We start from the raw sequence: 26027 nt of genomic DNA on the forward strand, positions 1-26027 counted from the left end.
GGTTCATTCGAAGGAGCCGCCCGTTGCGCTTGACCCTTGCCTTACTCCTGCTCGCGGCGACGCCGGCGGTCGCCCAGCAGCCCGCGCCGGTTCCGGACGCACCTTCGCGCAGCTTCACCGGCAGTGACCTGTTCGGCCTAACGATCGCGGCGGACCCGCAGATCAGCCCGGACGGCAAGACGATCGTCTATGTCCGTCGCACCGGCGACGTGATGACCGACAAGCTGCAATCGTCGCTCTGGCTGATCGATGTCGCGAGCGGGCGGCAGACGCCGTTCGCCACCGACGGCAGCAGCCCGCGCTGGTCGCCCGACGGATCGCGCATCGCCTATGCCGCGCGCGATGGCGAGGGATCGCAGCTGTTCGTGCGCGGGATCGGCGCGGCGCAGGGCGCGCGGATCACGAGCTTCCCCGGCGATCCGCAGGCGCTGGCCTGGTCGCCCGACGGCACCCGGCTCGCCTATATCGCGACGGTGGCGGGCGAGGGCACCAAGCTCGGCACGCAGCCGCCCAAGCCCGAGGGCGCGAAATGGGCCGAGCCGCTGACGATCATCGACCGCGTCAACTATCGCAACGACGGACCCGGCTATGTGAGGCCAGGCTACGACCATCTGTTCGTGGTCGGCGCCGACGGCGGCGCGGCAAGACAGCTCACTTATGGCAAGTTCGACGATGGCGGCCCGCTGTCCTGGACGCCCGATGGCCGCAGCATCGTCTTCGCCGCGATTCGCGGGCCCGCGGCGGATCGCCAGGTTATGAATTCGGACGTGATCGCGGTCGATGCGGCGAGCGGCACGATGCGGACGCTGACGACGCGCGACGGCCCCGACGCAAAGCCGCGCGTCTCACCCGACGGCGCGAAGATCGCGTGGCTCGGCTTCGACGACAAGCGCCGCAGCTACGAGAACACGCAGCTCTATGTCGGCGACCGTGATGCGGCATCGCCGCGCTCGCTGACCGCCACGCTCGACCGCGGGATCGAGGACGCGGTGTGGGCCGCCGATGGCCGCAGCCTGTATGCGAGCTATGACGATCACGGCCAGCGCAAGGTCGCACGCATCGGCGTCGACGGCCGCGTCACGCCGATGATCGACAATGTCGCGGGCGGCGGGCTCGACCGGCCCTATACCGGCGGCGACTTCTCCGTCTCGAAGGGCGGCACGATCACCTATACCGGTGGCGACGCGAGCGCCCCGGCAGACGTCTGGGTGCTGGCGGGCGGCAAGCCGCGCCGCCTGACGACGCTCAACGCGGTGCTGACCGGATCGAAGGCGCTGGCGCCGGTGCGGAAGATCGCGGTGACTGCGCCCGATGGCCGGCCGATCGACGCCTGGCTCGCCACCCCGCCGGGTCGCGTCGCGGGCCAGCGCGTGCCGTTGATCCTGGAGATCCATGGCGGGCCGAACGCCGCCTATGGCCCCGGTTTCGCGACCGACATGCAGCTCTACGCCGCGGCCGGCTATGCGGTGCTGTGGACCAACCCGCGCGGATCGACCTCCTACGGCGCCGACTTCGCCAATTTGATCGACAAGACCTACCCCGCCGCCGATTATGACGACCTGATCGCCTCGGTCGACGCAGCGATCGCCGACGGCACCGCCGATCCGGACAATCTGTTCGTGACGGGCGGATCGGGCGGCGGGCTGCTGACCGCGTGGATCGTCGGCAAGACCGACCGGTTCAAGGCCGCGGCCACGCAAAAGCCGGTGATCAACTGGATCAGCGAGGCGCTGACGATGGACAACACGCTGTTCACTTCGCGCTACTGGTTCACCAAGCTGCCGTGGGAGGATCCGACGAGCTATTGGAACCGCTCGCCGCTCAGCATCGTCGGCAACGTCAAGACGCCGACCCTGGTGGTGGTCGGCGGCGACGATTACCGGACGCCGGTCAGCGAATCCGAGCAATATTACGCCGCGCTGCAGATCCGCGGCGTGCCAACCGCGCTGGTGAAGGTGCCGGGCGCGAGCCATGGCGGTCTCGCGGCACGCCCGTCGCAATCCGCGGCCAAGGCGTCGGCGATCATCGCCTGGTTCGATCGCTACCGGAAGCCGGCAGCGGCACCGGCACAGGGGGCAGCACAGTGACGATACGCTACATGATGCTGGCCGGCGTGGCGCTGGTCTCGACGGCGGCGGTTGCGCAGGTCGCGCCGCCGCGCGTTGCCAAGAAGCCGTTCCAGGTGACGTCGCCCAACGGCGCGCGCGAGGACGATTATTACTGGCTGCGCGACGACACGCGCAAGAACCCCGAGATGCTCGCCTATCTCGCCGCGGAGAACGCCTATGCCGATGCGCAGCTCGGGTCGCTGAAGCCGCTCCAGGCCAAGCTCTACGAAGACACCGTCGCGCATATCAAGCAGGACGACAGCTCGGTCCCTTATGCCAAGAACGGCTATTATTACGGCTCCCGGTTCCAGACCGGCGCGGATTACCCGATCCTCGAACGCCGCAAGGGCAGCCGCACCGCGCCGGCCGAAACGCTCTTCGACCAGCCGGCGATGGCCAAGGGGCACAGCTTCTTCGCGCTGAGTGACTGGGCGGTGAGCCCTGACAACCGCCGCGTCGCCTGGGCCGAGGACACGGTCGGCCGCCGCCAGTACGTGCTCAAGGTGAAGGATCTCACGACCGGCGCGCTCCTCGCCGACACCGTATCAAACATCGAGCCCAACGTGGTGTGGGCGGACGACAACAAGACCATCCTGTACGTCGAGAAGGACCCGGTGACGCTGCGCGGCTACCGCGTGAAGGCGCATGTCCTCGGCACGCCGATCGCTGCCGACCAAGTGTTGTACGAGGAAAAGGATGATACCTATCAGATGGGTATCTCGCGAACGTCCGACGATCGCTTCGTCTGCATCGGCGTCGAAAGCACGGTTAGCGACGAGCAACGCTGCGCCCCCGCCGCCTCGCCGACCCGCTTCACGATCGTCGCGCCGCGCGCGCGCGAGTTCCGCTACGGCGCGGATCATATCGGCAATCGCTGGATCATCCGCACCAACCGCGCTGCGAAGAACTACAAGCTCGTCACCGTTGCCGATGCGGACCTGGCCAAGGGCACCGGAGCCTGGCGCGACCTGACGCCGGCCAGTGACACCGTCTTCATCGAAGGCTTCAAGCCGTTCGACGGCTTCGTCGCGATCGACCAGCGCGAAGGCGGCAATCGCATGATCCGCGTGCTGAACGACGCGGGCAAGTCCACCCCCGTCACCGCCGACGAACCCGCCTATCGCATGGCGCTCGACGTCAACGAGAAAACCGCGACGCCGTGGGTGCGCTACACCTATGGCTCGCTCGTGACCCCAACGACGACCTACGAGGTCAACGCGCAGACCGGCGAGCGGCGCGTGCTGAAGGTCGCACCGGTACCGGGCTATGATCCCGCGAAGTACGTCACCGAACGCGTCTGGGCACCCGCGCGCGACGGTACGCGCGTGCCGGTCTCGCTAGTCTATGCCAAGGGTGTGAAGCGCGACGGCACCGCGCCGCTCTTCCAATATGCCTATGGCAGCTACGGCATTTCGAGCGATCCGGCGGTCGATCCGGGCCGGATCGGCCTGCTCGATCGCGGCGTCGTGTATGCGATCGCGCATATCCGTGGCGGGCAGGAGATGGGGCGCGGCTGGTATGACGACGGGCATCTGCTCAACAAGAAGAACAGCTTCACCGACTTCATCGACGTCACGCGCTATCTCGTTGCGCAGAAATACGCCGCCAAGACCCGCGTCGCGGCGATGGGCGGCAGCGCGGGCGGGCTGCTGATGGGCGGCGTCGCGAACATGGCGCCCGCGGACTACAAGCTCATCATCGCGCAGGTGCCGTTCGTCGATGTCGTCACGACGATGCTCGACGCGTCGATCCCGCTGACGACGTTCGAATATGACGAATGGGGCAACCCCGCGCAGAAGGCGTCGTACGATTACATGCTGAGCTATTCGCCCTACGACAACGTCACGGCGAAGGCGTATCCGGCACTCTATGTCGGCACCGGGCTATGGGACAGCCAGGTGCAATATTACGAGCCGACCAAATGGGTCGCCAAGCTGCGCGAGAGGAAGACTGACACGAACCCGCTGCTGTTCCGCGTCAACATGGAGGCGGGGCATGGTGGAAAGTCGGGCCGGTTCGAGCGTTACCGCCAGAATGCCGAGTGGCAGGCGTTCATGCTGCAACAGCTAGGGCTGGCGCGGTGACGCACCGCGGGGTCGCCAAAGACTGAAACGATAAAGAGGTTCGCGAATGCTGGTTCGAATTTTCATGGGCGCGACTTGGGTCGGCGCGGATCGGCAGGAGGATTACGAATTCGACGCGCTGCCGGCGGTCGGCCACAAACTTGCGATCGCGTATGAGGATGGCTGGGAGGTCGCGACGGTGCGCGACATCGTCCACCGGCTGACCGACCCGGAAACGGCGGCGGATATCGCGATACTGGTGTCGGTGCCGGTGCAGAGCGGACAGGCCTCGGACGCGCTGCCCCTCGCCGGGCTGGACGGCGGAATTGCCAAGCCATCGGGCGTATCGGTGCCCAAAACGACTGGCCCCTGGGGGGCGTAAACGAAGCGGAACGTCGAACCTCACATCCTCCCCCGCAAGGGGGAGGATCAGGCGATCAGACGCCTGCGTCGGTCAGCGTCTCCAGCTGATCCTTGGTCAGTTCGAGCGTCATCGCAGGCAGCAAATTTTCGATCTGCTTCACGCTGGTGGCGCTGGCGATCGGCGCGGTGACGCCGGGCTGCGCGATCAGCCATGCAAGCGCGACCTGCGCATGCGTGGCGACGGTTGCCTCGACCACCGAGTCCATCGCGTCGAGTACGGCCTTCCCCTTGCCGTCGAGCAGTTCGCCCATCCGCCCGCCGCGGACGCTCTGACCCAGGTCGTCCTTGGTGCGGTATTTGCCGGTCAGGAAGCCCGAGGCGAGGCCGTAATAGGGCAGCACGCCAATATTCTCGGTGACGCAGTAATCCTGGAGTTCGCCCTCGAACTTGGTCCGGCTGACGAGGTTATATTCGGGCTGGAGCACGTGATAGCGCGGCAGGTCCGACGTCTTGGCGGCGTCGACCGCGGACTTCAGGCGGGCAGCGTGGAAATTGGACGCGCCGATGACGCGCACCTTGCCCGCATCGACCAGCTTGCCGAACGCTTCGAGGACGTCCTCCTGCGCGACATCCTCATCGTCCTGATGCGCATAATAGAGATCGATCCGATCGGTGCCGAGACGCTTGAGCGAGGCTTCGGCAGCGGCAGCGATGCGCGCCGGCGCGAGCTTCTCGCCGCCTTCGCCCGGCAGCATGCCGACCTTGGTCGCGATCAGCACGTCGTCGCGCTTGCCGCTAGCCTTCAGCCATTCGCCGATCATGCTCTCGGATTCGCCGCCCTTGTGGCCGTCGACCCAGGCCGAATAGATGTCGGCGGTATCGATCATCGTGCCGCCGCCAGCGACGAACGCGTCGAGCACCGCGAAGCTGGCGGCGCGGTCAGCCGTCCACCCGAAGACGTTGCCGCCGAGGACGAGGGGGGCGATCTTGAGATCGGTCGAACCGAGGCGGCGCAGGGTCATCGCGTCTGATCACTTTGATTTGAGGGTATGTCTGTATCGGGCGCCGTTTCGTCAGGAGCGGTGGCGACCGCGTTGAGATCGACGCTGTTCGCATCGAGCATCGCGGCCGCCTCGTTCAACTGATGCGCTTCGTCGGCGGTAACGGCCCCGGGTTCGCTGGCGGGCGAGCAGGCTGCCAGCACCACGGGTAGAAGGACCGCCGCCGCGCCCCATCCGTCATGCCAGCGAACGCTGGTGTCTTTCCGCTTGGGTCGAGAAAACCCGAACCGGTAGATCCCGGCGTTCACCGGGATGACGAGGGTAGGCGGGCGGCGATCCATTCAGTGCTTAGTCCTTGATCGCATTGCCGGCGCGGGTCAGCGCGTTGCCCGTGGCATCGGCAGCGCGGTCGGCACCGTTGCTGATCGAGGCGCCTGCGCGGTCTGCACCGGCTTCGATACGGTCACCGGCGCGGTCGGCCTTCACGTCGAGATTGTCGGTGGCGTTGTCCATGCGCGCACCGGCATTGTCGAGCGAACGCTCGGCCGAACCCAGCGCACGATCGCTGGCGGCGCTGACGTCGTCGACCGCGTTCGCGGTGGTCGCGCTGGCATCGGCGGCGATTGCGTTGGCGGCCTGTGCCGTCTGGTCCTGCGCGTTGTTGCTGCAGGCTGCGAGACCGGCCGTCAGGGCCAGCGCGGGGATCAGAAACTTCTTCATATAAACTACTCCCGTTGACGATCTGGCGTCCCTCCCGCGGGTATTCCCGGGGACGTGGCCCTTGTGGACCAGCAAATGCCCGGCCCATAGCGCAATCGAACGCGGATGAAGCGTTTCCGATCCGTCACGATCGGACGCGATGCGATAAGTCGCAGAGGCTTACGGCTGCGTTGACCTCATATAAAGAAATCTTTATATGATCCGTCATGACGATGGCGCTCGAAATCTTCCGTGCATTGGCGGACGCAACGCGGTTGCGGATCCTTGCACTGTTGCGGCGCATGGAGCTGTCGGTCGGCGAGCTCGCGCAGGTGCTCGGGCAGAGCCAGCCACGCGTGTCGCGGCATGTGAAGATCCTGTGCGACGCCGGGCTTGCCGAGCGGCGCAAGGAGGGCAGCTGGGTCTTCGTCGCGCTGGGTACGCCAAGCGCGGTCGAGCCGATCGCGGCGGCGCTCGACGCCTGGGCGAAGGCCGAGCCCGATCACTGGGCGGTCGCGGATGCGGCGCGGCTCGCGGCGGTGCGCGCGGACCGCGCGGCGAGTGCGGCCGCGTGGTTCGAGGGGCATGCCGACGAATGGGATGCGATCCGGTCGCTCCATGTCGCCGAAAGCGAGATCGAGGCGGCGATGGCGGCGGTGCTCGGCGCGGCGCCGATGGAGACGCTGATCGATATCGGCACCGGCACCGGGCGGATGCTCGAGCTGTTCGGCGGGCGCGCCAAGGTCGCGCTCGGGATCGATCGTAGCTCGGAGATGCTGCGGCTCGCACGCGCGAAGCTGCACGACATGGCGCATGCCGAACTCCGCCAGGCGGACCTGTATGCGCTGCCGCTCGAAGATGCCGCGGCCGATGTCGCGATCCTGCACCACGTCCTGCATTTCGCGCAGCAGCCCGGCGCCGCGGTGAGCGAGGCGGCGCGCGTGCTCGCCCCCGGCGGCCGGTTGCTGATCGCCGATTTCGCGAGCCACGACCGCGAGGAACTGCGGCTGCGCGATGCGCATACCCGGCTGGGCTTTGCGGACGAGCAGATGGCGGCGTGGTTCGCGGGCGCCGGCCTGCACACGGCGCGGGTCGAGACGCTCGAGGGCGGCGAGTTGACGGTGAAATTATGGCTCGGTCGCAAGATCGGCGCGAGCTTGCGTGAGGTGAAGGCGGCATGACGAACATTTCGATCCCCCAATTGGCGGAAGCGCGCCGCGCGCTCGAGGAACCGCTGTTCGCGGATCTTGCAGGCGACGTCGGCATCAGCTTCGAATTCTTCCCGCCCAAGACCGAGAAGATGGAGACGCAGCTTTGGGAGGCGATCCGGACGCTGGAGCCGCTCGCGCCCGATTTCGTGTCGGTCACCTATGGCGCGGGCGGGTCGACGCGCGAGCGGACGCACGCCACCGTCGCGCGGATCCAGCGCGAGACGTCGATGAACGCGGCGGCGCATCTCACCTGCGTCGAGGCGACCAAGGCCGAGATCGACCAGGTCGCGGAGGAGTATTGGGCGGCGGGCGTGCGCCATATCGTTGCGCTCCGCGGTGACATGCCGACGCTCGGCCAGCCGTATCAGGCGCATCCGGGCGGGTATGAGAATGCGGCGGCACTGGTCGCGGGACTGCGCAAACTGCACCCGTTCGAGATTTCGGTTGCGGCGTATCCGGAGTGCCATCCGGAGTCGGGGGATCCCAATGCGGATATCGACAATCTGAAGCGCAAGCTCGATGCGGGCGCGAGCCGCGCTATCACGCAGTTCTTCTTCTCGCCCGAGGCGTATTTCCGGTTCCGCGACCGGGTCGCCGCAGCAGGCATCACCGCGCAGATCCTGCCGGGTATCCTGCCGGTGTCGAACGTCGCGCAGACGCGCAAGTTCGCGGGGCTTTGCGGCGCGGAGATCCCGGCCTGGATGGACCGGCTGTTCGAAGGGCTCGACGATCATCCCGCCGCGCGACAGCTCGTCGCGGCGACGATCGCGGCCGAGATGTGCCGGCGGCTTTATGCGGGCGGCGTGAAGGATTTCCACTTCTACACGCTCAACCGCGCCGAACTCGCCTATGCTATCTGTCACATGCTCGGCGTGCGCGCGAAGAGCGACGTGACGGTCGCGGCGGCGTAATTCTTGCTCCCCTCCCGCATGCGGGAGGGGCTGGGGGTGGGCTCGCGCGCTCCTCCAACGATACCGCCCGAGGAGATCGGGCGCCCACCCCCGACCCCTCCCGCTTGCGGGAGGGGGGAGTGAATACGATGACACCACGTGAACGTTTCAACGCGGAAGCCGCCAAGCGTATCCTGATCACCGACGGCGCGTTCGGGACCGAGATCCAGAACTGGAAGCTCGACGAAGCGGCCTATGCGGGCACGCTCGGCCTCAGCCACGACCAGAAGGGCAACAACGACATCCTGGCGATCACCAAGCCGGAAGTCCCCGAGACGATCACGCGCGAATATCTCGACGCGGGGTCGGACATCGTGTCGACCAACACGTTCAGCGCGAACATCATCAGCCAGGCGGATTACGGCGCCGAGCATCTGGTACGCGAGATCAACGTCGAGTCCGCCCGCATCGCACGTGCGCTCGCCAACGAATATGAAGCGAAGGACGGCCGGCCGCGGTTCGTCGCCGGTGCGATCGGGCCGACCAACAAGACGCTGTCGCTGTCGCCCGACGTCAACGATCCGGGCTTTCGCGAGATCGACTTCGATTATCTGAAGGGCGTCTACCGCGAGCAGATCGACGCGTTGCTCGAAGGCGGCGAGGGGGTCGGGGTCGACTTCATCCTGATCGAGACGGTGTTCGATACCTTGAATGCCAAGGCCGGGATCATGGCCGCGATCGAGGCAGGCGACGACCTCGGGCGCGACGTGCCGATCATGCTGTCGATGACGCTGACCGATCTGTCGGGGCGCAACCTGTCGGGGCACACGGTCGAGGCGTTCTGGTACGCGGTGCGGCATGCGCGGCCGGTGACGATCGGGCTCAACTGCTCGTTCGGTGCGGAGCAGCTGCGGCCGCATGTGAGGACGCTGTCGGGGATCGCCGACACGCTGATCATGATCTACCCGAATGCTGGGCTGCCCAACGAGCTCGGTGAGTATGACGAGATGCCGGCGACGACCGCGGGGCTGGTCGGCGAATGGGCGGTGGCCAAGCAGGTCAACGTGCTCGGCGGCTGCTGCGGCTCGACGCCGGCGCATATCAAGGCGATGGCGGACGGTGTGCGCGGGCTCGAACCGCGCGCGGTTGCGAGCCCGGAGGTTAGGACGAAGCTCGCTGGCCTCGAACCGTTCACGATGGCGGCCTGAGGCCGCTGCTCCCTCTCCCCTGCGGGGAGAGGGTCGGGGAGAGGGGCTGCCCAGCAGTGCCGCTCTCGGTGAGACACAGCCCCTCTCCCAACCCTCTCCCCGGAGGGGAGAGGGCTTTTTGAAGAACAGACAATGACCACCACTTCCTCCTCCACCTCCTTCGTCAACATCGGCGAGCGCACCAACGTCACCGGCTCGGCGCGCTTCAAGAAGCTGATCATGGCGGGCGACTATCCCGCCGCGGTCGAGGTCGCGCGCCAGCAGGTCGAGAGCGGCGCGCAGGTGCTCGACGTCAATATGGACGAGGGGCTGCTTGACGCGCACCACGCGATGACGACGTTCCTCAAGCTCATCGCCGCGGAACCCGACATCGCGCGCATCCCGTTCATGGTCGACAGCTCGAAATGGAGCGTGATCGAGGCCGGGCTGAAGTGCGTCAGCGGCAAGCCGATCGTCAACTCGATCAGCATGAAGGAGGGCGAGGAGCAGTTCCTTGCCCAAGCCAAGAAGTGCATGGCGTACGGCGCCGCGGTGGTCGTGATGGCGTTCGACGAGGTCGGCCAGGCGGACACCAAGGCGCGGAAGGTCGAGATCTGCGAGCGCGCGTACAAGCTGCTCGTCGGGATCGGCTTCCCGCCCGAAGACATCATCTTCGATCCCAACGTCTTCGCGGTCGCGACGGGGATCGAGGAGCACGACAATTACGGCGTCGACTTCATCGAGGCATGCCGCGAGATCAAGGCGCGCTGCCCGCACGTCCATATCTCGGGCGGGCTGTCGAACTTCAGCTTCTCGTTCCGCGGCAACGAGCCCGTGCGCCGCGCGATGCACAGCGTGTTCCTATACTACGCGATCCCCGCGGGCATGGACATGGCGATCGTCAACGCCGGCCAACTCGACATCTATGACGATATCGACCCCGAGCTGCGCCAGGCGGTCGAGGATGTCGTGCTCAACAAGGATCCCGAGGCGGGTGAGCGGCTCGTCCAGCTCGCCGAACGCTATCGCGGTACCGATGTCGTCGCCGAGAAGGCAGCGGCCGAATGGCGCTCGCTCGACGTCAACAAGCGGCTCGAATATGCGCTGGTCAAGGGCATCGACCTCCACGTCGTCGAGGATACCGAGGAAGCGCGCCAGATCATCGATGGCAATGGCGGTCGCCCGATCGAGGTGATCGAGGGCCCGCTGATGGACGGCATGAACGTCGTCGGCGACCTGTTCGGCAGCGGCAAGATGTTCCTGCCGCAGGTCGTCAAGTCGGCGCGCGTGATGAAGAAAGCGGTCGCGCATCTGCTGCCCTACATCGAGGCGGCCAAGGAGCCCGGCGCGCGCGGCAAGGGCAAGATCATCATGGCGACCGTCAAGGGCGACGTGCACGACATCGGCAAGAACATCGTCGGCGTCGTGCTCCAGTGCAACGGCTTCGACGTGGTCGATCTGGGCGTGATGGTGCCGTGGTCGAAGATCCTCGAGGCCGCGAACGAGAATGACGCGGACATGATCGGGCTGTCGGGCCTCATCACGCCGAGCCTCGACGAGATGGTGACGGTCGCCGAGGAGATGAAGCGCGCAGGGATGACGATGCCGCTGCTGATCGGTGGCGCGACCACGTCGAAGGTCCACACCGCGCTGCGGATCGCGCCGGCCTATGACGGCCCGGTGGTGCACGTGCTCGATGCGAGCCGCGCCGTCGGTGTCGCCTCGACGCTGGTGTCGGACACAATCCGCGACGAGTTCGTGACGAAGACCGCCGACGAATATGAGGCGGTGCGTTTGTCGCGCGCGAACAAGGGGCAGAGCGAGCTGCTGCCGCTGGCGACGGCACGCGAGCGCGCGTTCGTGGCGGACTTCGCGATGAAGCCCGCCGCGCCCGTGAAGCCCGGTGTGCACGTGTTCGCGGACTGGGACCTGTCGGACCTGCGTGACTATATCGACTGGACGCCGTTCTTCCGCGCGTGGGAGCTGGCGGGCAACTTCCCCGCGATCCTGACCGACGAGGTCGTCGGCGAGAGCGCGACCTCGCTCTATGCGGATGCGCAAGCTATGCTCGACACGATCGTTGCGGAGAAGTGGCTGACGCCGCGCGGTGTCGCAGGGCTCTGGCCCGCGCGGCGCGAGGGGGATGATGTGGTGGTCACTGCTCCCTCTCCCCTGCGGGGAGAGGGCTGGGGTGAGGGGCAGCCAAGCAATGCTGCGCCCGGAACAGCCCCTCACCCCGACCCTCTCCCCGCAGGGGAGAGGGAGCAGAAGGAGGTGCGTCTCCCCATGCTCCGCCAGCAGATCGCCAAGCGCGAAGGCCGCGCCAACATGTGCCTGGCCGATTTCGTCGACACGCAGGACGACTGGTTCGGTGGGTTCGCGGTCGGCATCCACGGCATCGACGCGCATATCGCGCGCTTCAAGGCGGGGCATGACGACTATAACGACATCCTGCTGAAGGCGCTCGCCGACCGCTTCGCCGAGGCGTTTGCAGAGCGGCTCCACAAGCATGTCCGCACCGAGCTGTGGGGCTATGCGCCCGACGAACAGCTGACCAACGAGGCGATGATCAAGGAGCAATATCGCGGCATCCGCCCTGCGCCGGGCTATCCCGCATGCCCCGATCACAGCCTCAAGCCGATCCTGTTCGACCTGCTCGACGCCGAGACCGCGACCGGGCTCGAACTGACCGAGAGCTTTGCGATGTTCCCGACCGCCGCCGTCTCGGGCTTCTATTTCGGCCACCCGCAGGCCGAGTATTTCGGCGTCGCGCGCGTCGGCCGCGACCAGCTCGAGGATTATGCGGCACGGCGTGGCGCAGACCTGAAGACGGCCGAGCGCTGGTTGCGTCCGAACCTCGATTAATCCGTCATCCTGACGAACGTCAGGATGACGGTCTGCGAGTGACTAACGCAACGCGCACCTCACGCGTGCTTTGCAGGCTAGCCCCTCTCGCGAAAGGGGAGAGGGGCCTCCACTCAGGCTCCCGCTTCGGCAGGCTTGCCCTCGCGCACGTCGCCCGGCAGGCCGGTGATCGTCTTCACTTCCATGAAGTCGGTCAGGCCATAGCGGCCGTTCTCGCGGCCGTTGCCCGACTGTTTGTACCCGCCAAAGGGTGCGCCGATGTCGGGGCTCCACGAATTGATCGTCACCAGCCCCGCGCGCAACCGGCCCGCGACCTTCGCCGCCGCGGCCGGGTCGCCCGAGATCGTCGCCGACAGCCCGTATTCGGTGGCGTTGGCGATCCGGATCCCCTCGTCCTGATCGGCATAGGCGGTGATCGTCGCGACCGGGCCGAACGTCTCTTCCTGCGCGATCCGCATGTCCGGGCGGACGTCGGTGAACAGCGTCGGCTGGATGTAATAGCCCGCATTGCGCCCGTCCGGACGACCCACGCCGCCCGTCACCAGCGTCGCGCCTTCGTCGATCGCGGACTGGATCAGCCCCTGGATCTTGTCGAACTGCGCCTTGTTGACGACCGGGCCGATATGCTGGCCCATCTCGGCGGGATCGCCGACCTTGGTCTGCTCCATCATCGACTTCACGATCGCGGTCGCTTCGGCGACCTGGCTCGCATGGACCAGCAGGCGAGTCGGTGCGATGCAGCTCTGCCCCGAATTGGCGAGCACGCCGGCCACCGTCGGCGGCAGCACCGCGGCGAGATCGGACCCCTCGAGGACGAGGTTCGCCGCCTTTCCGCCAAGCTCCTGATGCACGCGCTTGACCGTCGGTGCCGCCGCCAGCGCGACCGCGATGCCGGCGCGCGTTGATCCGGTGAAGCTCACCATGTCGACGTCGCGGTGCGAACACAGCGCTGCGCCGACCCCCGGACCGTCGCCGTTGACGAGGTTGAACACCCCCGCGGGCACGCCCGCCGCGTCCATGATCTCCGCCAGGATAACCGCGCAGGACGGCGCCTCCTCGGACGGCTTCAGGATCATCGTGTCGCCCGCGGCCAGCGCCGGCGCGACCTTCGCGCAGATCTGGTTCAGCGGCCAGTTCCACGGCGTGATCATCGCGACGACGCCGAGCGGCTCGTGCACGACGGTCGCCTTGCCGATGACTTCCGAAAATCCGAACGCCGCCAGGGCCTTGGCGGTCGCGGAGAAATGCGCCAGTCCGGTGGGCGCCTGCGCCATCGACGCGAGCGCCATCGGTGCGCCCATCTCCTGCGACATCGCCTTCGCCAGATCGGGCATTCGCGCCTTGTATTCGGTCATGATCCGGCCGAGCACGTCGAGGCGTTCCTGCACGCTCGTCCGGCTCCAGCTCTCGAACGCCACGCGCGCCGCGGCAACCGCCTTGTCGACGTCGGCAGCAGTGCCCAGCGTGATTTCGGTGCACGGCTGCTCGGTCGACGGGTCGATCACCTGGTAGACGGTGCCGCCCTCGCTCTCGACCCACGCGCCATCGATATACTGCTGCAAATAGCTTTTCATCGTGCCTCTCCGCATCTTGTCTTGCCAAGGAATGGGCTCGCCGGAGATCGGTTGCAACCCGAAACGCGTCGGGTAGGTTGATGCCGAAACTCATCAGGAGTCCGGCATGGCGAGAGTGGCATTCATCGAGAAGACCGGCGGCCCGGAGGTCATCCAGTGGCATGACGTCACGCTGCCGCCGCCGGGCAAGGGCGAGGTCTGGATGCGCAACACCGCGGTCGGGCTGAACTATATCGACACCTATCACCGCAGCGGCGTCTACCCGGTCGATCTGCCATCGGGACTCGGCAGCGAGGCCGCGGGCGTGGTGATGGCGGTCGGTGAGGGCGTCACCGATTTCGCGCCCGGCGACCGGGTCGGGACGTTCGGCCCGTCGCGCGGTGCCTATGCGACCGAGCGCAACGTGCCCGCGAACCAGCTGTTCAAGCTGCCCGACACGCTCGACGATCGCACCGCCGCGGCGATCCTGCTCAAGGGCACCACCGCCGAGTTCCTGGTCGAGCGCTGCGCCAAGGTGCAGGCGGGCCAAACCGTGCTCGTCCATGCGGCGGCGGGCGGAGTCGGCCACATACTCGTCGGCTGGCTGAAGGCGATCGGCGCGACCGTCATCGCCAGCGTCGGCAGCGAGGACAAGGCGGCGCGCACGCGGAACGCCGGTGCAGACCACGTCATCCTCCACAAGTCCGAGGATATCGCCGCGCGTGTTCGCCAGATCACCGAGGGCAAGGGCGTGCCGATCGTGCTGGACGGCGTGGGCGGCGCGACCTGGACCGCCTCGCTCGACAGCGCGGCCAGGCGTGGTCTGATCGTCAGCTACGGCAATGCGGGTGGCGTGGTCGACGGCGTCAACATCGGTGTGCTCGCGCGGAAGGGCTCGCTGTTCGTCACGCGGCCGACGCTGTTTGATTATTATGTGACGCCGGAAGAGCGGCAGGCCGGCATCGCGCGACTGTTCGCGATGCTCGACAGTGGCGCGATCACGCCCGAGATCGGCCAGACCTTCGCGCTCGAGGACGCGGCCGACGCGCACCGCGCGGTCGAGAGCGGCGACACCTGGGGCAGCACATTGCTGCTGCCGTCATAGCGCCGGTGATTGAGCGGCTGAATTAGCGAATGTGGAACAGCAGATGCGTTGTTAACCCCCGCCTAACCCGTTGATTGTACGTCGAACGAATGTCTCGTTCTTACAATCTCGCCACGCTCTCGTGCTTCGTCGCGCAAGGGCTGGCGGTCGTGCTCGGCTTTGCTGTGCTCACGGTGTGGCCGCCGCGACGCGGCGAGTATCTGCTGGTACCGGTCGGACGCGACGCCACCGCCAGCCTGCTGCCGATCGCAGTGGCGGAGCATGCCTTGCTGATCGGTGCGGGGCCTCTGCCGAACAGCTATGTGGTGCGGGGCGACCGGTCGCTGCTGGCGAGCGTGATGATGTCGCACGGGATCATCCTGCTTGCGGCCTCGGGCGTTGCCTGCGGTTCGTCCGACGGTGCGGCATGAACCCGACCGAGCTCGAAAGCCTGCGCGCGCGCGGCATCGCCATCCTAGCGGTCGCGGGCTGGGCGTGCACCGCATGGCTCGCGGTGATGGGGCTGTGGCTCGACGCTGACGGCCTCGTCCCGGTTCTTGTCGTCGCGGTTTTGGTCAATCTCGCGCCGAGCGTGATGGCGCAGCAGCGGCGGCACGACGCGTGCGCACGGCTCGTCTCGGGCGCGCCCGCCGCGGTATACCCAGCGCTGGGGGTGTATCTGTTGCAGGGGCACCCCTGGCAGATGGACGCGCACATGTACTTCTTCGTCGCGCTGGCGGCGCTGGTCGTGCTGTGCGACTGGCGGCCGATCGCGCTCGCCGCGGGATTGATCGCGCTCCACCACCTGGCGCTGGAGCATGCCGAGCCCGGCTGGGTCTTTACCGGCGTGGGCAATATCGGCCGGGTCGTGATCCACGCGGTCGCGGTCGGGCTGGAACTGGCGGTGCTGAGCTACGTCACCATCCGCCTGCGCGAGCTGACGATCCGGCAGGAGGTCGCGCGCAGCGAAAGCGAGACGTTGGCCAACGAGGCGATCGACAGCCGCAACCGGATGGAGGCCGCGATCGCAGGGTTACGCGCCGCCGAAGCGCGCGAGGCCAGCGAACGTACGCACCGGCAGGCGATCGAACGCGAACTCGTCGAGCGCCGCGAGGCCGAGATGATGGCGCTCGCCGAGGCGTTCCAGGCCTCGGTCGCGGACATCGTCGATTCGGTCGGCTCGGCCTCGACCAGACTCGATGGCTCCGCGCGCGCGCTCAACGAACTGGCACAGGCGGCGACCCGACAGACGGTCGCGAGTGCCGCCGCCGCGACGCAGTCGTCCGAAAGCGCCGGCCGGCTGTCCGCGCAGATCCACGCGCTCACCCAGTCGGTGACATCGATCGCGGCCGTCGCGGCGCAACAGGTCCAGCTGGGGACCGAGGCGCGGACCGCCTCGACGTCGAGCCATGCGGCGATGCTGGCGCTGGTCGAGCGGACGCAGACGATCGGCGGTTTCGCCAATTCGATCCAGCAGATCGCGGCGCGCACCAACCTGCTCGCGCTGAACGCGACGATCGAGGCGGCGCGCGCGGGCGAGGCGGGGTACGGCTTCAAGGTGGTCGCCAGCGAGGTCAAGCAGCTGGCGGGGCAGGCGACGGGTGCGTCGAGCGAAATCCGCGCACTGGCGGGATCGGCGGAGGAGGGCGCGGGGCTGGCGCATGATGCGATCGGCCGGATCGCCACGACGATCGGCCAGCTCGCGACGGCCGCGGACACGATCCAGGCCGAGGTCCGGCATCATCACCAGACCGCCGCGTCGATCGAGCGCACCGCCGACACGACCGCGGCGGGGATCGACCTGATGGCGGACGAAATGCTCGGCGTCGCGCGCGTGGCCGGGGAGACCGCGGGGCTGTCGGACATGGTCGCTCGCGCCGCGACCGGCCTGCTTGATACCGCGCGCCAGCTGCGCGCGGCGACCGACCGCTTCGTGGTGCAACTCAGGGCGGCGTAGCGCGCGGACCCGTTTGCGTTGGCTGCAAAGCGCGGTAGGGCAGGGGCCCCTTTCGGCGAGACGATGATGAGCCTGAACCTGTTGCTGGTCGAGGACGATGCGGTGTTCGCGCAAGGGTTGGCGGACGAACTGCGCGGGTTCGATCACGCGGTGACGGTCGCCGCTGATGGGCGTGAGGCGTTGGCCGCGGTCGACAGCGTGCCGTTCGACGCGGTGGTGCTCGACCGGATGTTGCCGAAGGTCGACGGGATGTCGGTGCTCGCGCGGTTGCGCGGCAGCAACATGACACTGCCCGTGATCATGCTCACCGCGCTTGGCCGCTCGGTCGAGAAGGTCGAGGGGCTCGAGGCGGGCGCGGATGATTATGTCGTCAAGCCGATCGCCGCCGCCGAGCTCAACGCCCGGTTGCTGGCGATGGTGCGCGGGCGGCGCTGGACCGCGGGCAGCAGCGACACGATCCGCGCGGGCGACATTGTCGTCAGCCCGACCAGGTTCCGCGCCTGGCGCGCCGGGACCGCGATCGATCTCGGCAAGCTGGAATTCAAGCTGCTCGCCGAGTTCGTCGCCAATGCCGACACCGTGATGACCCGCGCGATGCTGATCGAACGGGTCTGGGGCTATGACTTCGCGCCGACCACCAACATCGTCGACGTGTATGTCCGGCATCTGCGCGTCAAGCTGACCGCGGCAGGGGGTGAAGACCCGATCCTGACGGTGCGCGGCGTCGGCTATATGTTGCGCGGATGATCCGGTTCCGGTCGCTGCGCACGCTGACGCTGGCGTTCCTGCTCGCGTTCCTCGTCGCCACGGTCGGTACCGGGTTCGCGATCCACGGCATCACGCTCCAGACGATCGAGCGGCTGGTCGACCGCCGCATCGTCGTCGTCAGCGACGCCATTGCGGGTGTGCCTGGCGAGCGACGCCAGGCCGACGTGTTCCGCCGCATGGACGCGGCGATGCGCGAGCGCGACACCGGCGATATCGGCCTGCTGCTGGTCGATGCCAGCGGCCGTCCGCTTGCCGGCAACATCGCGCTGTCGCGCCGCCTGCCGCCGGGCTTCTCGACGATCGCGCGCGACGAGGGGATTGCCGGGCTCACCGCGGGGCGCGCGCTGGTCCGCGACGTCGGCAGCGGGATGACGCTGACGACGGTCGCCGAGACCGAGCCGTTCGACGATTATAATGCCGCGCGCACCTGGATCTATCTGCTCGGGTTCGGGTCGATCGTCCTGATCGTGGTCGGCGGCCTGGTGTTCTTCGTCGTCACGATCGGGCGGCGGATCGGCGAGACCCGGCGCACGGTCGAGGCGATCATCGACGGCGACATGGCGCGCCGCGTGCCGATCCATCCCTCCGGCGGCGAGTTCGCGCACCAGGCGCGGGCGTTCAACCGGATGCTCGACCGGATCTCGGACTTGATGGCGGGCATCAGCAACGTCTCGAGCGACATCGCGCACGACCTGCGCACGCCGCTCGCGCGGTTGCGGAGCCAGCTCGCGCTGGTGCTGCGCCGCGCGGAGACCGACGCGCAGCGCGGCGACATCGAAGCGGCGATCGCGATGAGCGATGACCTGCTCGATATGTTCGCGGCGATCCTGCGGATTGCCGAGGTCGAGGGGGGCGATCGCCGCGCGGCCTTCGCGCCGCTCGACCTCGCCGTGCTGGTCGACGAGATCGCGACGATGATGCAGCCGGTGGTCGTCGACGACGGTCGGACGATGCTGGTCCATTGCGCCGACCCGGCCCCGATCATCGGCGACCGGCATCTGCTCGGGCAGATGCTCGTGAATTTGATCGAGAATGTGCTGCGTCACACGCCGCCGGGAACGCAAATCGCGATTGGTGTGGCGACGACGGGGAAGACCGCGACGCTCTCGGTCAGCGATACCGGTCCGGGCATCCCGGCGGATCAACGCTCGCTGGCACTGCGGCGCTTCGGCAGGCTCGACCTGAGCCGCCACGAACACGGTCACGGGCTTGGCCTGCCCCTGATCGAGGCGATCGCCCGGCTGCACCGCGGCACGATCGTGCTCGAAGATGCGTCCCCCGGGCTGCGCGTCGTGATCGCGCTGCCAAGGGATTGAAACGAGAAAACCCGGACAGGCGTTGCGCCTGCCCGGGTTTCCCGTCTCACAATAGCGTGGCGATCAGAACTTGACCGACGCCTCCATGCCGTAGGTGCGCGGCGCGTTGAAATTGCCGTAATCGCCCAGGACGTTGCTGATGCTGCCCGAGGTCGTGCTCGTCGTCGGCGAGCCCGGCAGGCTGTTCGACGGATCGCGGCGGAACACATACTGCTTGTCGAACAGGTTGCGGACCCAGGCCGAGATCGTCACCGCGTTGCTGCCGGCGACATGGATGTTCGCCAGCGCGAGGCGCGCATTGGCGATGAACGCCGCATCGTTCTTGGTGGCATATTGATCGAAGGTCTGCGTGGCCTGCGAGTAGTTGCCGTCGAGATGGAACTTCAGGTCCATGTCGCTCACCGGCACCGTATAGTCGATCGATCCGTTGGCGGCGTTGCGCGGCGTGAACACGATGTAGAAGTTCTGGTACACGCCGGTCGACGCGATCAGCACCGGCGGGATCTTCGTGTAGGTATAGGCATAGCCCGCGGTCAGCGTGAGGCCCGTGACCGGCTGCACGGTCAGGTCGGCCTCGATCCCGCGGATCTTGGTGATGCCGGGGGCATTGATCGTGACCAGGTTGTTGAAGCTGCCCGACGCGGTGGTCTGGATCGAGCTGATGTCGACCTGGCTGTTCTTGCGATCCATGATGTAGCCGGCAAGGTTCAGGCGCGCGCGGTGACCCCAGAAGTCGGTCTTGGCGCCGATTTCGTACGACTTCACGTCCTCGGGGTTGAACGTCTGGTAGTTGGACGTGCGCGAGCTGGCACCGCCGGCGCGGTAGCCGGTCGCGTATTTGGCATAGAGATGGACCGAGTCGCTGGCGTCATAGGCAAGCGTGGCCATCGGGTTGAACCGGTTCCAGCTGGCGTCGAGCGGCTTGTACCCGGCGGCGGTCAGCTGCGCGGTGGTCGCCGTGTCGTAGTTCAGGTTGCGCGAATAATGCAGTACGCCCTGCTTCTCGTCACGCGTGTAGCGGCCGCCTGCGGTGAGGTGGATCGTGTCGGTCGGGTTCCAGGTGACCTGGCCGTAGCCCGCATAGCTCTTCGAATGCACTTCCGAGGCGCGATCGATCGAGCGGCACCCAGGCTGCGATCCGAACCCGCCAGACCCGGTGCAGGGATCGAGCACGGTGATCGTCGACAGCGTCGAATTGAACGCCAGCGAATTCGGCGTCGCCGCGTCGTCACTGATGTGCTCGTTGAAATAATAGAGCCCGGCGACATAGTCGAACTGGCCGACCGTGCCGACTGCCTGGAATTCCTGGCTGAACTGGTTCTGGTGAAGGTCGGCAAGGCTGTAGCGGCTGAAATTGCACGCCGTGCCCGTGCAGCCTGCGGCGACGACGGGGACGCGGTGATAGCCGCCGCTATTGTCATACTGCGTCGCGTTCACGCCGCGCCATGCGGTGATCGAGCGGAGTTCGATCTCGGGCGCGACGTTCCAGCGGATGTTCGAGGTGAAGCCGTGCGTCTTGTCGATGCTCGGCTGCTGCGGCACGCCGATATCGGCGGTCTTCATGCGGCTGGTGCCGTTGACGACGACCTGGCTCGGGACCGGCTTCACGCTACCGGTGAGCGTCGTGTAGTTGGTGCCGGGCAGCTTGCACGCGGACGCGGCGGACTGGGCGCCGGCGACGCAGCCGTTCGGGTTCACGTTCAGCAACTGGCTGTAGAACGGGCTGTTCGAGTCGTAGCCGTTATCGTAGCTGAAATCGGCAGTCATGCCCGAGATCGGGTGGACGCGTGCGGTCGCCTTGAAACCGCGGCGATCGTAATAGTTGAAGCCGGTCTGGCCGACGAGCGGGTTCTTGGTGGTCGCACCCTGATACTGGACGACGCCGTCGAGCTTCAGCGCGACGCCATAGACTTCGGGAAGGTCGAGCCGCAGTGCGCCGTTATAGCCGCCGTAATTGGCGATCCCGCCGGTCGCGCTGCCGCCCCATTTGCCGCTCGGGCCCTTGGTGACGATGCTCAGCGCGCCGCCTTCCGTGTTGCGACCGAACAGCGTGCCCTGCGGACCCTTGAGGACTTCGATCCGGTCGACGTCGAACAGCGCCGCGTTCAGGCCGTGCTGGCGACCCAGATAGACGCCGTCGATATAGACGCCGACTCCCTGTTCGCGCGCGGGCTGGTTCGCGTCGAGCGGCACGATGCCGCGAATGCCGATGGTCAGCGCGGACTGGCGCGCTTCGAACGTCGCGACGCGCAGCGACGGCACCGCGCCGTCGGCGAGATCGTACAGGCTCTGGACGTGACGATCGGTCAACGCCTGGCTGCTGAGCACGTTGATCGCGATCGGCGTCTTCTGCAGGTTCGTCTCGCGCTTGGTCGCGGTCACGACGATGTCGCCGAGGCCGGTCTGGTCGGCGGGGTCGGCCGTTGCAGGATCGGTGGGCGCAGGATCGGTCGCGCTCGGCGCGGCGGCGGTCGGCGTGGCAGCGGGCGGCGTGGCGTCGGTTGGCGTGGCGGCGGCGAAGGCGGGCGACGCGATCGCGACCGTCAGGGCGGCGCCGGCCAGCAGCCGCAAGCGCAGGCTTGCTGAATTCAACATCGAGGGTTTCCCTTTTTCGGCAGTGTTTGCCTTGAGGGGCGCGATAGGCGGCGGTCGTGGCACGTCCGTTACGAATATAAGAATCGCGTGTCCGGGATCTTTAATGGTGGTTTAATGTTGGGCCAGATGGCGCCGCTGTCATGATCTCGTCATGACGCCGTAACGCGCAAGCCACGCGCGGCGGCTACCGCGCCCCCAAGCCGGCTGGACAAAGCCGGGACACCCGGGGACCTATCATGAAATCCAATCCGTCGCGCCGCATTCGCGGCCCTGTTCTCGCGCATGTCCTGCTCGCCGGTTGCGCGCTGACACCGTTGACGATCGCCACCGCCTATGCGGGACCGATCGCCGCGACTCCGGCCGCTGCGCCGCGCGCTGCCGGATCGATCACCGGCACCGTGTCGCAGGCGGGCAGCGGCGATTATCTGGATGGCGCATCGGTTTCGATCCCCGCGCTCGACCTGTCGACGGTGGTCGATCGCACCGGGCGGTTCACGCTGGTCGGCGTGCCCGCCGGTACGCATGACCTCGTGATCCGCTATGTCGGCTTTCCCGACGCGCGCCGGACCGTGACGGTCGCCGACGCCGCCGTGACGCTCGACGTCGCGATGACCGCCGGCGCGCCCTCCGACGCCGGGGAGGGGGACGAGATCGTCGTCTCCGGCTCGCGCCCGATCGCGGAATCGGAAGCCGCAGCGCTCCAGATCCAGCGGACCAGCCCGTCGCTGGTCTCGGTCATCGCGTCGGATTCGATCGGTCGCCTGCCCGACCAGAACGTCGCCCAGGCGGTCAGCCGGCTGCCCGGCGTCGGCGTCCAGCGCGACCAGGGCCAGGCGCGCTACATCACGCTGCGCGGCGCGCCGATCAACTGGACCACGCTGTCGATCGACGGCATCAACGTCGTCAGCCCCGAGGGTCGCGACGCGCGCTTTGACTCGATCCCCTCGGCGATCGCGTCGCAGATCGTCGTCCGCAAGGCGGTCACCCCCGACATGACCGGCGAGACGATCGCGGGCAATGTCGACATCATCACGCGATCGGCGTTCGATTATCCGGGGATGAAGGTGCAGGCCAAGGGCGGCCTCGGCCATGTCGAGCTCGGCAAGAAGACCGAATATGAAGGCTCGCTCGTCATCTCCGATCGGATCGACACGGGGATCGGCGAATTCGGCATCGTCTCGTCCGCCAGCCTCTATCGCCGCGGCATGGTGACCGACAATTTCGAGACCGATTTCGAGGCGGTCGACCGCGATCGGCGGCCCGGCTACCAGACGCGCAACTGGGCGCGCGAGACCGAGAACAAGCTCTACCGGCTGACCCGCAAGAACTACTCGCTGTCGACCCGGCTCGACTGGCGTCCGGCGCCCGGCCACAAGCTGTTCGCCGAGACGATCTACTCGGCGTTCCAGGACGACGAACAGCGCAACAATTACATCTTCGATCTCGACGACCAGCAGTCGCGCACGCCGAACGGCACCGCCGCCTGCACGGTCAACGCCCGCCCCGCATCGGGCACCACGGGCTATGCCGATGTGTGCACCGGCAACACGCCGCTGCTCGGCACGGTGTACGGGATCGATCTCAACTCGAACTTCACGGTGCGCAAGTACAAGCAGTCGGTGTTCACCAACACGATCGGCGGCGATCACGAACTCGGCGCGTGGAAGGTCGCCTGGCGCGGCAACTTCACGCGCTCGATCGACGATCGGACGCAGCCCGCGCAGCTCAATTACGACAGCCCGGCATTCGGGACCAACGGCGCGAACGCGGCCAATCGGCTCACCGTCGGCTACGACCTGACCGATCCGCAACTCGCCAAGGTCCAGCTGTTCCGGACGATCCGCAACGCCGACGGCACCTTCTCGCGCGGCGACCAGGTGACCTCGATCGAGGACTTCCCGCGCACGCTGAGTCGTCTGCGCTCACTCAAGGCACAGGACGTCACCGAAGCGTACACCGCCAAGCTCGACATCAGCCGCGAAGCCTCGCTGTTCGGCGCGCAGACGGTGTTCACCGCCGGCGTCCGCTATGACGATCGCACCAAGACCGCGAACGAGGACCTGCTCGAACTGAACAGCGCCGCGCAGTTTGCCGCGGCGGGGATCCCCACCGGCTATGCGGCGATCGCCAAGACCGGCGGGTTCCAGGGCGAGATTCCGCTCGGCTACACCTTCCAGTATTTCGACCGCGACAAGGTGCTCGGGCTGGTCGATCAGGCGAAGACCGTCGCCAGCTACCTGCCGGTAGACGCGAATTTCTACGAGGTCGGCGAGAAGGTCTATTCGGCCTATGCGATGGCCACCGTGACGACCAACTGGGGCAGCATCGTCGGCGGTGCCCGTGTCGAGCATATCCGAAACGACGCGCGCGCCTTCTCGATCAACGCCTCGACCAACGCGACGACGCCGGTCGAGGCGAAGTCGAGCCAGACGCTGGTCTATCCCAGCCTCCACCTGAACTGGGACGTCAACGATCGGATGAAGGCGCGCCTGTCGTTCAACACCGGCGCGGCCCGCCCCGATTACGATCAGCTCCGCCCGAACCTGACCTATAACGACGCGAACCTGACCGTGTCGGGCGGCAACCCCGATGCGAAGCCCGAAAAGGCCAAGGGCGCGGATCTCTACGTCGAATATTACACGATGCCGCGCGGCTTCCTGTCGATCGGCGCCTATTACAAGGACGTCACCAACGTCCTGTTCGATTCGGTCCAGACCTTCGGCAGCACGATCCTCAACACCGGCAGCACCGATCGCTCGCAATATCAGTTCTCGACCGTCCTGAACGGCGGCAAGGGCTATATCATGGGCATCGAGGGCGCGATCCAGCAGCAGCTTGAGCCCTTCACCGCCGATCTCGGCCTGCCCGAGTGGATGGGCGGCTTCGGCATCCAGCTCAATGCGACGATCAACAAGAGCCGCGCGGATACGCCGGGTGCGGCGGGTATCCCGTCGCGGAAGGTGCCGCTGCCGGGCGCCTCGGACGCGATCTACAATTTGATCGGCTATTACGAGAAATACGGCTTCTCCGCGCGAGTCTCGTACCAGAACCGGTCCGCCTGGCTCGACGCGATCGGCGCGGTCGCGCAGGTCGGGGATACCGTTCGCGGCGTCGATGGCGGCGATTTCTACTGGGCGAAGGACAATGAACTCGACGCGTCGGTGCGGTACGCAATCAACGGCAATGTCGAGATCTATGCCGATTTCGCCAATCTGCTGAACGGTCCGGGACGCCGCTATGTCGGCTCGTCCGCCTACACGATCGAGCATGAGACGTTCGGGCGTCGCTATACCGGCGGCATGCGGGTGACGTTCTGATGCGCGCGCTTCCCTTCGCCGCCTTGCTGCTCGCAGGGTGCGCCACGACCTCGGCCCCGCTGGCGACCGAGGCGCCAATGGTCGCGGCCACGGCGGAGACCGATCCGGTCGACACTGCAGCGGACGCCGCCGACGATCCCGCGATCTGGCGCAACCCGGCCGATCCATCGAAGAGCCTCGTCATCGGCACCGACAAGAAGGCGGGCATCCATGTCTATAGCCTGGCCGGCAAGCGGCTGAGCTTCACGCCCGCCGAGCGGCTCAACAATGTCGATCTGCGCGAGACCGGCGCGCGGGTGATCGCCGCCGCCAGCGACCGCGCCGACGTCGCGACCGCGCATGTCTCGCTGTTCACGCTCGACACTGCCGCGGCGAAGCTCGTGCCGCTCGGCCGCTTCCCGGTCGGCGCGGGCGAGGCGTATGGCATGTGCCTGTGGACCCGCGCCCGCGACCACGCGCTGTTCGGTTTCATCGTGCTCAAGGACGGTCGCATCGACCAGGTCGCGATCGATCTGTCGGGTGCGACGCCCAAGGTGACTACGGTACGCTCGATGAAGCTCGCCACGCAGTCCGAAGGCTGCGTCGTCGATGATCGGACGGGACAGTTATACGTCGCGGAGGAAGATGTCGGCCTCTGGCGGTTCGATGCCGACCCGTCCGCAGCCACGACCGCAACCGCGATCGCCAAGGTCGATGGCAAGACGCTCGTCGCGGACGCGGAGGGGCTGGCGCTCGCACCTTCTGGCAGGAGCGGCGGCTATCTCGTCGCGTCGAGCCAGGGCGACAATGCCTACACGCTCTATCGCCTGCCTGGCGTCACCTATGCCGGCCGCTTCCGCATCGGCGGCGGCGCGATCGACGGCACCAGCGATACCGACGGCATCGACCTGATGCTGGGCGATTTCGGTCCGGCCTATCCGCGCGGGTTGCTGGTCGCGCAGGACGGCGACAATGCGCCTGCCACGCAGAACTTCAAATATGTCAGCTGGGATGCGGTCCGCCGCGCGCTCAAACTGCGCTGATCGTCAGGCCGTCGGTGGTGGTCAGCGC

19 protein-coding genes are annotated in these 26027 nt (G+C 67.1%); 14 read left to right on the plus strand and 5 right to left on the minus strand.

What is annotated here, in order from left to right; genetic code table 11:
• The first annotated feature begins 23 nt into the window (after positions 1–23).
• The 3 genes from C8J26_RS05665 to C8J26_RS05675 are packed head-to-tail and all read left to right on the plus strand — an operon-like array spanning position 24 to position 4553.
• A complete protein-coding gene (locus C8J26_RS05665; protein ID WP_107957127.1) occupies positions 24–2087 on the plus strand; it encodes an alpha/beta hydrolase family protein in 2064 nt (687 codons plus the stop codon).
• Positions 2084–4192, plus strand: a complete 2109-nt coding sequence (locus tag C8J26_RS05670; protein ID WP_244185182.1) for a S9 family peptidase — start codon at positions 2084–2086, stop codon at positions 4190–4192. Before C8J26_RS05665 ends, C8J26_RS05670 begins: the two co-directional genes overlap by 4 nt.
• 46 nt (positions 4193–4238) lie before the next feature.
• Positions 4239–4553 (plus strand): hypothetical protein, encoded by a 315-nt coding sequence (locus C8J26_RS05675; protein ID WP_146168778.1) that lies wholly within the window; start codon positions 4239–4241, stop codon positions 4551–4553.
• Positions 4554–4608: 55 nt separating this feature from the next.
• Here C8J26_RS05675 and C8J26_RS05680 read toward each other — a convergent pair whose 3' ends face one another.
• The 3 genes from C8J26_RS05680 to C8J26_RS05690 are packed head-to-tail and all read right to left on the minus strand — an operon-like array spanning position 4609 to position 6255.
• Complete coding sequence (locus tag C8J26_RS05680; protein ID WP_107957129.1) at positions 4609–5556, minus strand: aldo/keto reductase; 948 nt, start codon at positions 5554–5556, stop codon at positions 4609–4611.
• Positions 5553–5876: a hypothetical protein gene (locus C8J26_RS20815; RefSeq protein ID WP_244185183.1), complete on the minus strand. Its 324-nt coding sequence runs from the start codon at positions 5874–5876 to the stop codon at positions 5553–5555. Before C8J26_RS20815 ends, C8J26_RS05680 begins: the two co-directional genes overlap by 4 nt.
• Before the next feature lie 7 nt (positions 5877–5883).
• The gene (locus C8J26_RS05690; protein ID WP_056420363.1) at positions 5884–6255 is read right to left on the minus strand and encodes a hypothetical protein; all 372 of its coding nucleotides are present in this window, start codon (positions 6253–6255) and stop codon (positions 5884–5886) included.
• 206 nt (positions 6256–6461) lie between these two features.
• Here C8J26_RS05690 and C8J26_RS05695 point away from each other — a divergent pair, with 206 nt between their 5' ends.
• From C8J26_RS05695 to metH, 4 genes are all read left to right on the plus strand, one after another.
• On the plus strand, positions 6462–7415 hold the full coding sequence (locus C8J26_RS05695) for an ArsR/SmtB family transcription factor (RefSeq protein WP_056420360.1): 954 nt from the start codon (positions 6462–6464) through the stop codon (positions 7413–7415).
• Positions 7412–8356: a methylenetetrahydrofolate reductase gene (gene metF / locus C8J26_RS05700; RefSeq protein WP_107957130.1), complete on the plus strand. Its 945-nt coding sequence runs from the start codon at positions 7412–7414 to the stop codon at positions 8354–8356. The genes C8J26_RS05695 and metF overlap by 4 nt, the downstream gene beginning before the upstream one ends.
• 128 nt (positions 8357–8484) lie before the next feature.
• The gene (locus C8J26_RS05705) at positions 8485–9543 is read left to right on the plus strand and encodes a homocysteine S-methyltransferase family protein (protein ID WP_107957131.1); all 1059 of its coding nucleotides are present in this window, start codon (positions 8485–8487) and stop codon (positions 9541–9543) included.
• Positions 9544–9675: 132 nt separating this feature from the next.
• Positions 9676–12387: a methionine synthase gene (gene metH, locus C8J26_RS05710; RefSeq protein ID WP_107957132.1), complete on the plus strand. Its 2712-nt coding sequence runs from the start codon at positions 9676–9678 to the stop codon at positions 12385–12387.
• 113 nt (positions 12388–12500) lie between these two features.
• On the opposite strand, the gene C8J26_RS05715 is transcribed toward metH, so the two are convergent.
• Positions 12501–13961 carry an aldehyde dehydrogenase family protein gene (locus C8J26_RS05715; protein ID WP_107957133.1) on the minus strand — a complete coding sequence of 487 codons (1461 nt, stop codon included), beginning with the start codon at positions 13959–13961 and terminating at the stop codon, positions 12501–12503.
• A 106-nt stretch (positions 13962–14067) separates the two neighbouring features.
• On the opposite strand from C8J26_RS05715, the gene C8J26_RS05720 reads away from it, so the two are divergent.
• The 5 genes from C8J26_RS05720 to C8J26_RS05740 all read left to right on the plus strand — a co-directional run bounded on the left by C8J26_RS05720 (position 14068) and on the right by C8J26_RS05740 (position 19065).
• Positions 14068–15045 carry a quinone oxidoreductase family protein gene (locus C8J26_RS05720; RefSeq protein WP_107957134.1) on the plus strand — a complete coding sequence of 326 codons (978 nt, stop codon included), beginning with the start codon at positions 14068–14070 and terminating at the stop codon, positions 15043–15045.
• A gap of 89 nt (positions 15046–15134) precedes the next feature.
• Positions 15135–15455 carry a hypothetical protein gene (locus C8J26_RS05725; RefSeq protein ID WP_107957135.1) on the plus strand — a complete coding sequence of 107 codons (321 nt, stop codon included), beginning with the start codon at positions 15135–15137 and terminating at the stop codon, positions 15453–15455.
• Complete coding sequence (locus C8J26_RS05730; protein ID WP_056420341.1) at positions 15452–16981, plus strand: methyl-accepting chemotaxis protein; 1530 nt, start codon at positions 15452–15454, stop codon at positions 16979–16981. Before C8J26_RS05725 ends, C8J26_RS05730 begins: the two co-directional genes overlap by 4 nt.
• A 63-nt stretch (positions 16982–17044) precedes the next feature.
• Positions 17045–17728: a response regulator transcription factor gene (locus C8J26_RS05735; RefSeq protein WP_425275396.1), complete on the plus strand. Its 684-nt coding sequence runs from the start codon at positions 17045–17047 to the stop codon at positions 17726–17728.
• Positions 17725–19065 carry a sensor histidine kinase gene (locus tag C8J26_RS05740; protein WP_107957136.1) on the plus strand — a complete coding sequence of 447 codons (1341 nt, stop codon included), beginning with the start codon at positions 17725–17727 and terminating at the stop codon, positions 19063–19065. The genes C8J26_RS05735 and C8J26_RS05740 overlap by 4 nt, the downstream gene beginning before the upstream one ends.
• A 63-nt stretch (positions 19066–19128) precedes the next feature.
• Here C8J26_RS05740 and C8J26_RS05745 read toward each other — a convergent pair whose 3' ends face one another.
• Positions 19129–21660, minus strand: a complete 2532-nt coding sequence (locus C8J26_RS05745) for a TonB-dependent receptor (protein ID WP_107957137.1) — start codon at positions 21658–21660, stop codon at positions 19129–19131.
• Positions 21661–21896: 236 nt separating this feature from the next.
• Between C8J26_RS05745 and C8J26_RS05750 the strand changes: the two genes are divergently transcribed.
• Both C8J26_RS05750 and C8J26_RS05755 read left to right on the plus strand, forming a co-directional pair.
• The gene (locus tag C8J26_RS05750; protein ID WP_107957138.1) at positions 21897–24977 is read left to right on the plus strand and encodes a TonB-dependent receptor; all 3081 of its coding nucleotides are present in this window, start codon (positions 21897–21899) and stop codon (positions 24975–24977) included.
• A complete protein-coding gene (locus C8J26_RS05755; protein ID WP_167398785.1) occupies positions 24977–25999 on the plus strand; it encodes a phytase in 1023 nt (340 codons plus the stop codon). The genes C8J26_RS05750 and C8J26_RS05755 overlap by 1 nt, the downstream gene beginning before the upstream one ends.
• The last annotated feature ends 28 nt before the right edge of the window (positions 26000–26027 follow it).

Source organism: Sphingomonas aurantiaca, from assembly GCF_003050705.1.
Classification (GTDB): Bacteria; Pseudomonadota; Alphaproteobacteria; order Sphingomonadales; family Sphingomonadaceae; genus Sphingomonas; species Sphingomonas aurantiaca.

What these genes read in the sequence shown, in the direction of transcription:
- C8J26_RS05725 (WP_107957135.1), top strand. Translation starts at nt 15,135, where the DNA reads ATGTCTCGTTCTTACAATCTCGCCACGCTCTCGTGCTTCGTCGCGCAA.
- C8J26_RS05750 (WP_107957138.1), top strand. Translation starts at nt 21,897, where the DNA reads ATGAAATCCAATCCGTCGCGCCGCATTCGCGGCCCTGTTCTCGCGCAT.
- C8J26_RS05675 (WP_146168778.1), top strand. Translation starts at nt 4,239, where the DNA reads ATGCTGGTTCGAATTTTCATGGGCGCGACTTGGGTCGGCGCGGATCGG.
- C8J26_RS05720 (WP_107957134.1), top strand. Translation starts at nt 14,068, where the DNA reads ATGGCGAGAGTGGCATTCATCGAGAAGACCGGCGGCCCGGAGGTCATC.
- C8J26_RS05715 (WP_107957133.1), bottom strand. Translation starts at nt 13,961, where the DNA reads ATGAAAAGCTATTTGCAGCAGTATATCGATGGCGCGTGGGTCGAGAGC.
- C8J26_RS05755 (WP_167398785.1), top strand. Translation starts at nt 24,977, where the DNA reads ATGCGCGCGCTTCCCTTCGCCGCCTTGCTGCTCGCAGGGTGCGCCACG.
- C8J26_RS20815 (WP_244185183.1), bottom strand. Translation starts at nt 5,876, where the DNA reads ATGGATCGCCGCCCGCCTACCCTCGTCATCCCGGTGAACGCCGGGATC.
- C8J26_RS05680 (WP_107957129.1), bottom strand. Translation starts at nt 5,556, where the DNA reads ATGACCCTGCGCCGCCTCGGTTCGACCGATCTCAAGATCGCCCCCCTC.
- C8J26_RS05690 (WP_056420363.1), bottom strand. Translation starts at nt 6,255, where the DNA reads ATGAAGAAGTTTCTGATCCCCGCGCTGGCCCTGACGGCCGGTCTCGCA.
- C8J26_RS05745 (WP_107957137.1), bottom strand. Translation starts at nt 21,660, where the DNA reads ATGTTGAATTCAGCAAGCCTGCGCTTGCGGCTGCTGGCCGGCGCCGCC.
- metF (WP_107957130.1), top strand. Translation starts at nt 7,412, where the DNA reads ATGACGAACATTTCGATCCCCCAATTGGCGGAAGCGCGCCGCGCGCTC.
- metH (WP_107957132.1), top strand. Translation starts at nt 9,676, where the DNA reads ATGACCACCACTTCCTCCTCCACCTCCTTCGTCAACATCGGCGAGCGC.
- C8J26_RS05705 (WP_107957131.1), top strand. Translation starts at nt 8,485, where the DNA reads ATGACACCACGTGAACGTTTCAACGCGGAAGCCGCCAAGCGTATCCTG.
- C8J26_RS05740 (WP_107957136.1), top strand. Translation starts at nt 17,725, where the DNA reads ATGATCCGGTTCCGGTCGCTGCGCACGCTGACGCTGGCGTTCCTGCTC.
- C8J26_RS05695 (WP_056420360.1), top strand. Translation starts at nt 6,462, where the DNA reads ATGACGATGGCGCTCGAAATCTTCCGTGCATTGGCGGACGCAACGCGG.
- C8J26_RS05730 (WP_056420341.1), top strand. Translation starts at nt 15,452, where the DNA reads ATGAACCCGACCGAGCTCGAAAGCCTGCGCGCGCGCGGCATCGCCATC.
- C8J26_RS05735 (WP_425275396.1), top strand. Translation starts at nt 17,045, where the DNA reads ATGATGAGCCTGAACCTGTTGCTGGTCGAGGACGATGCGGTGTTCGCG.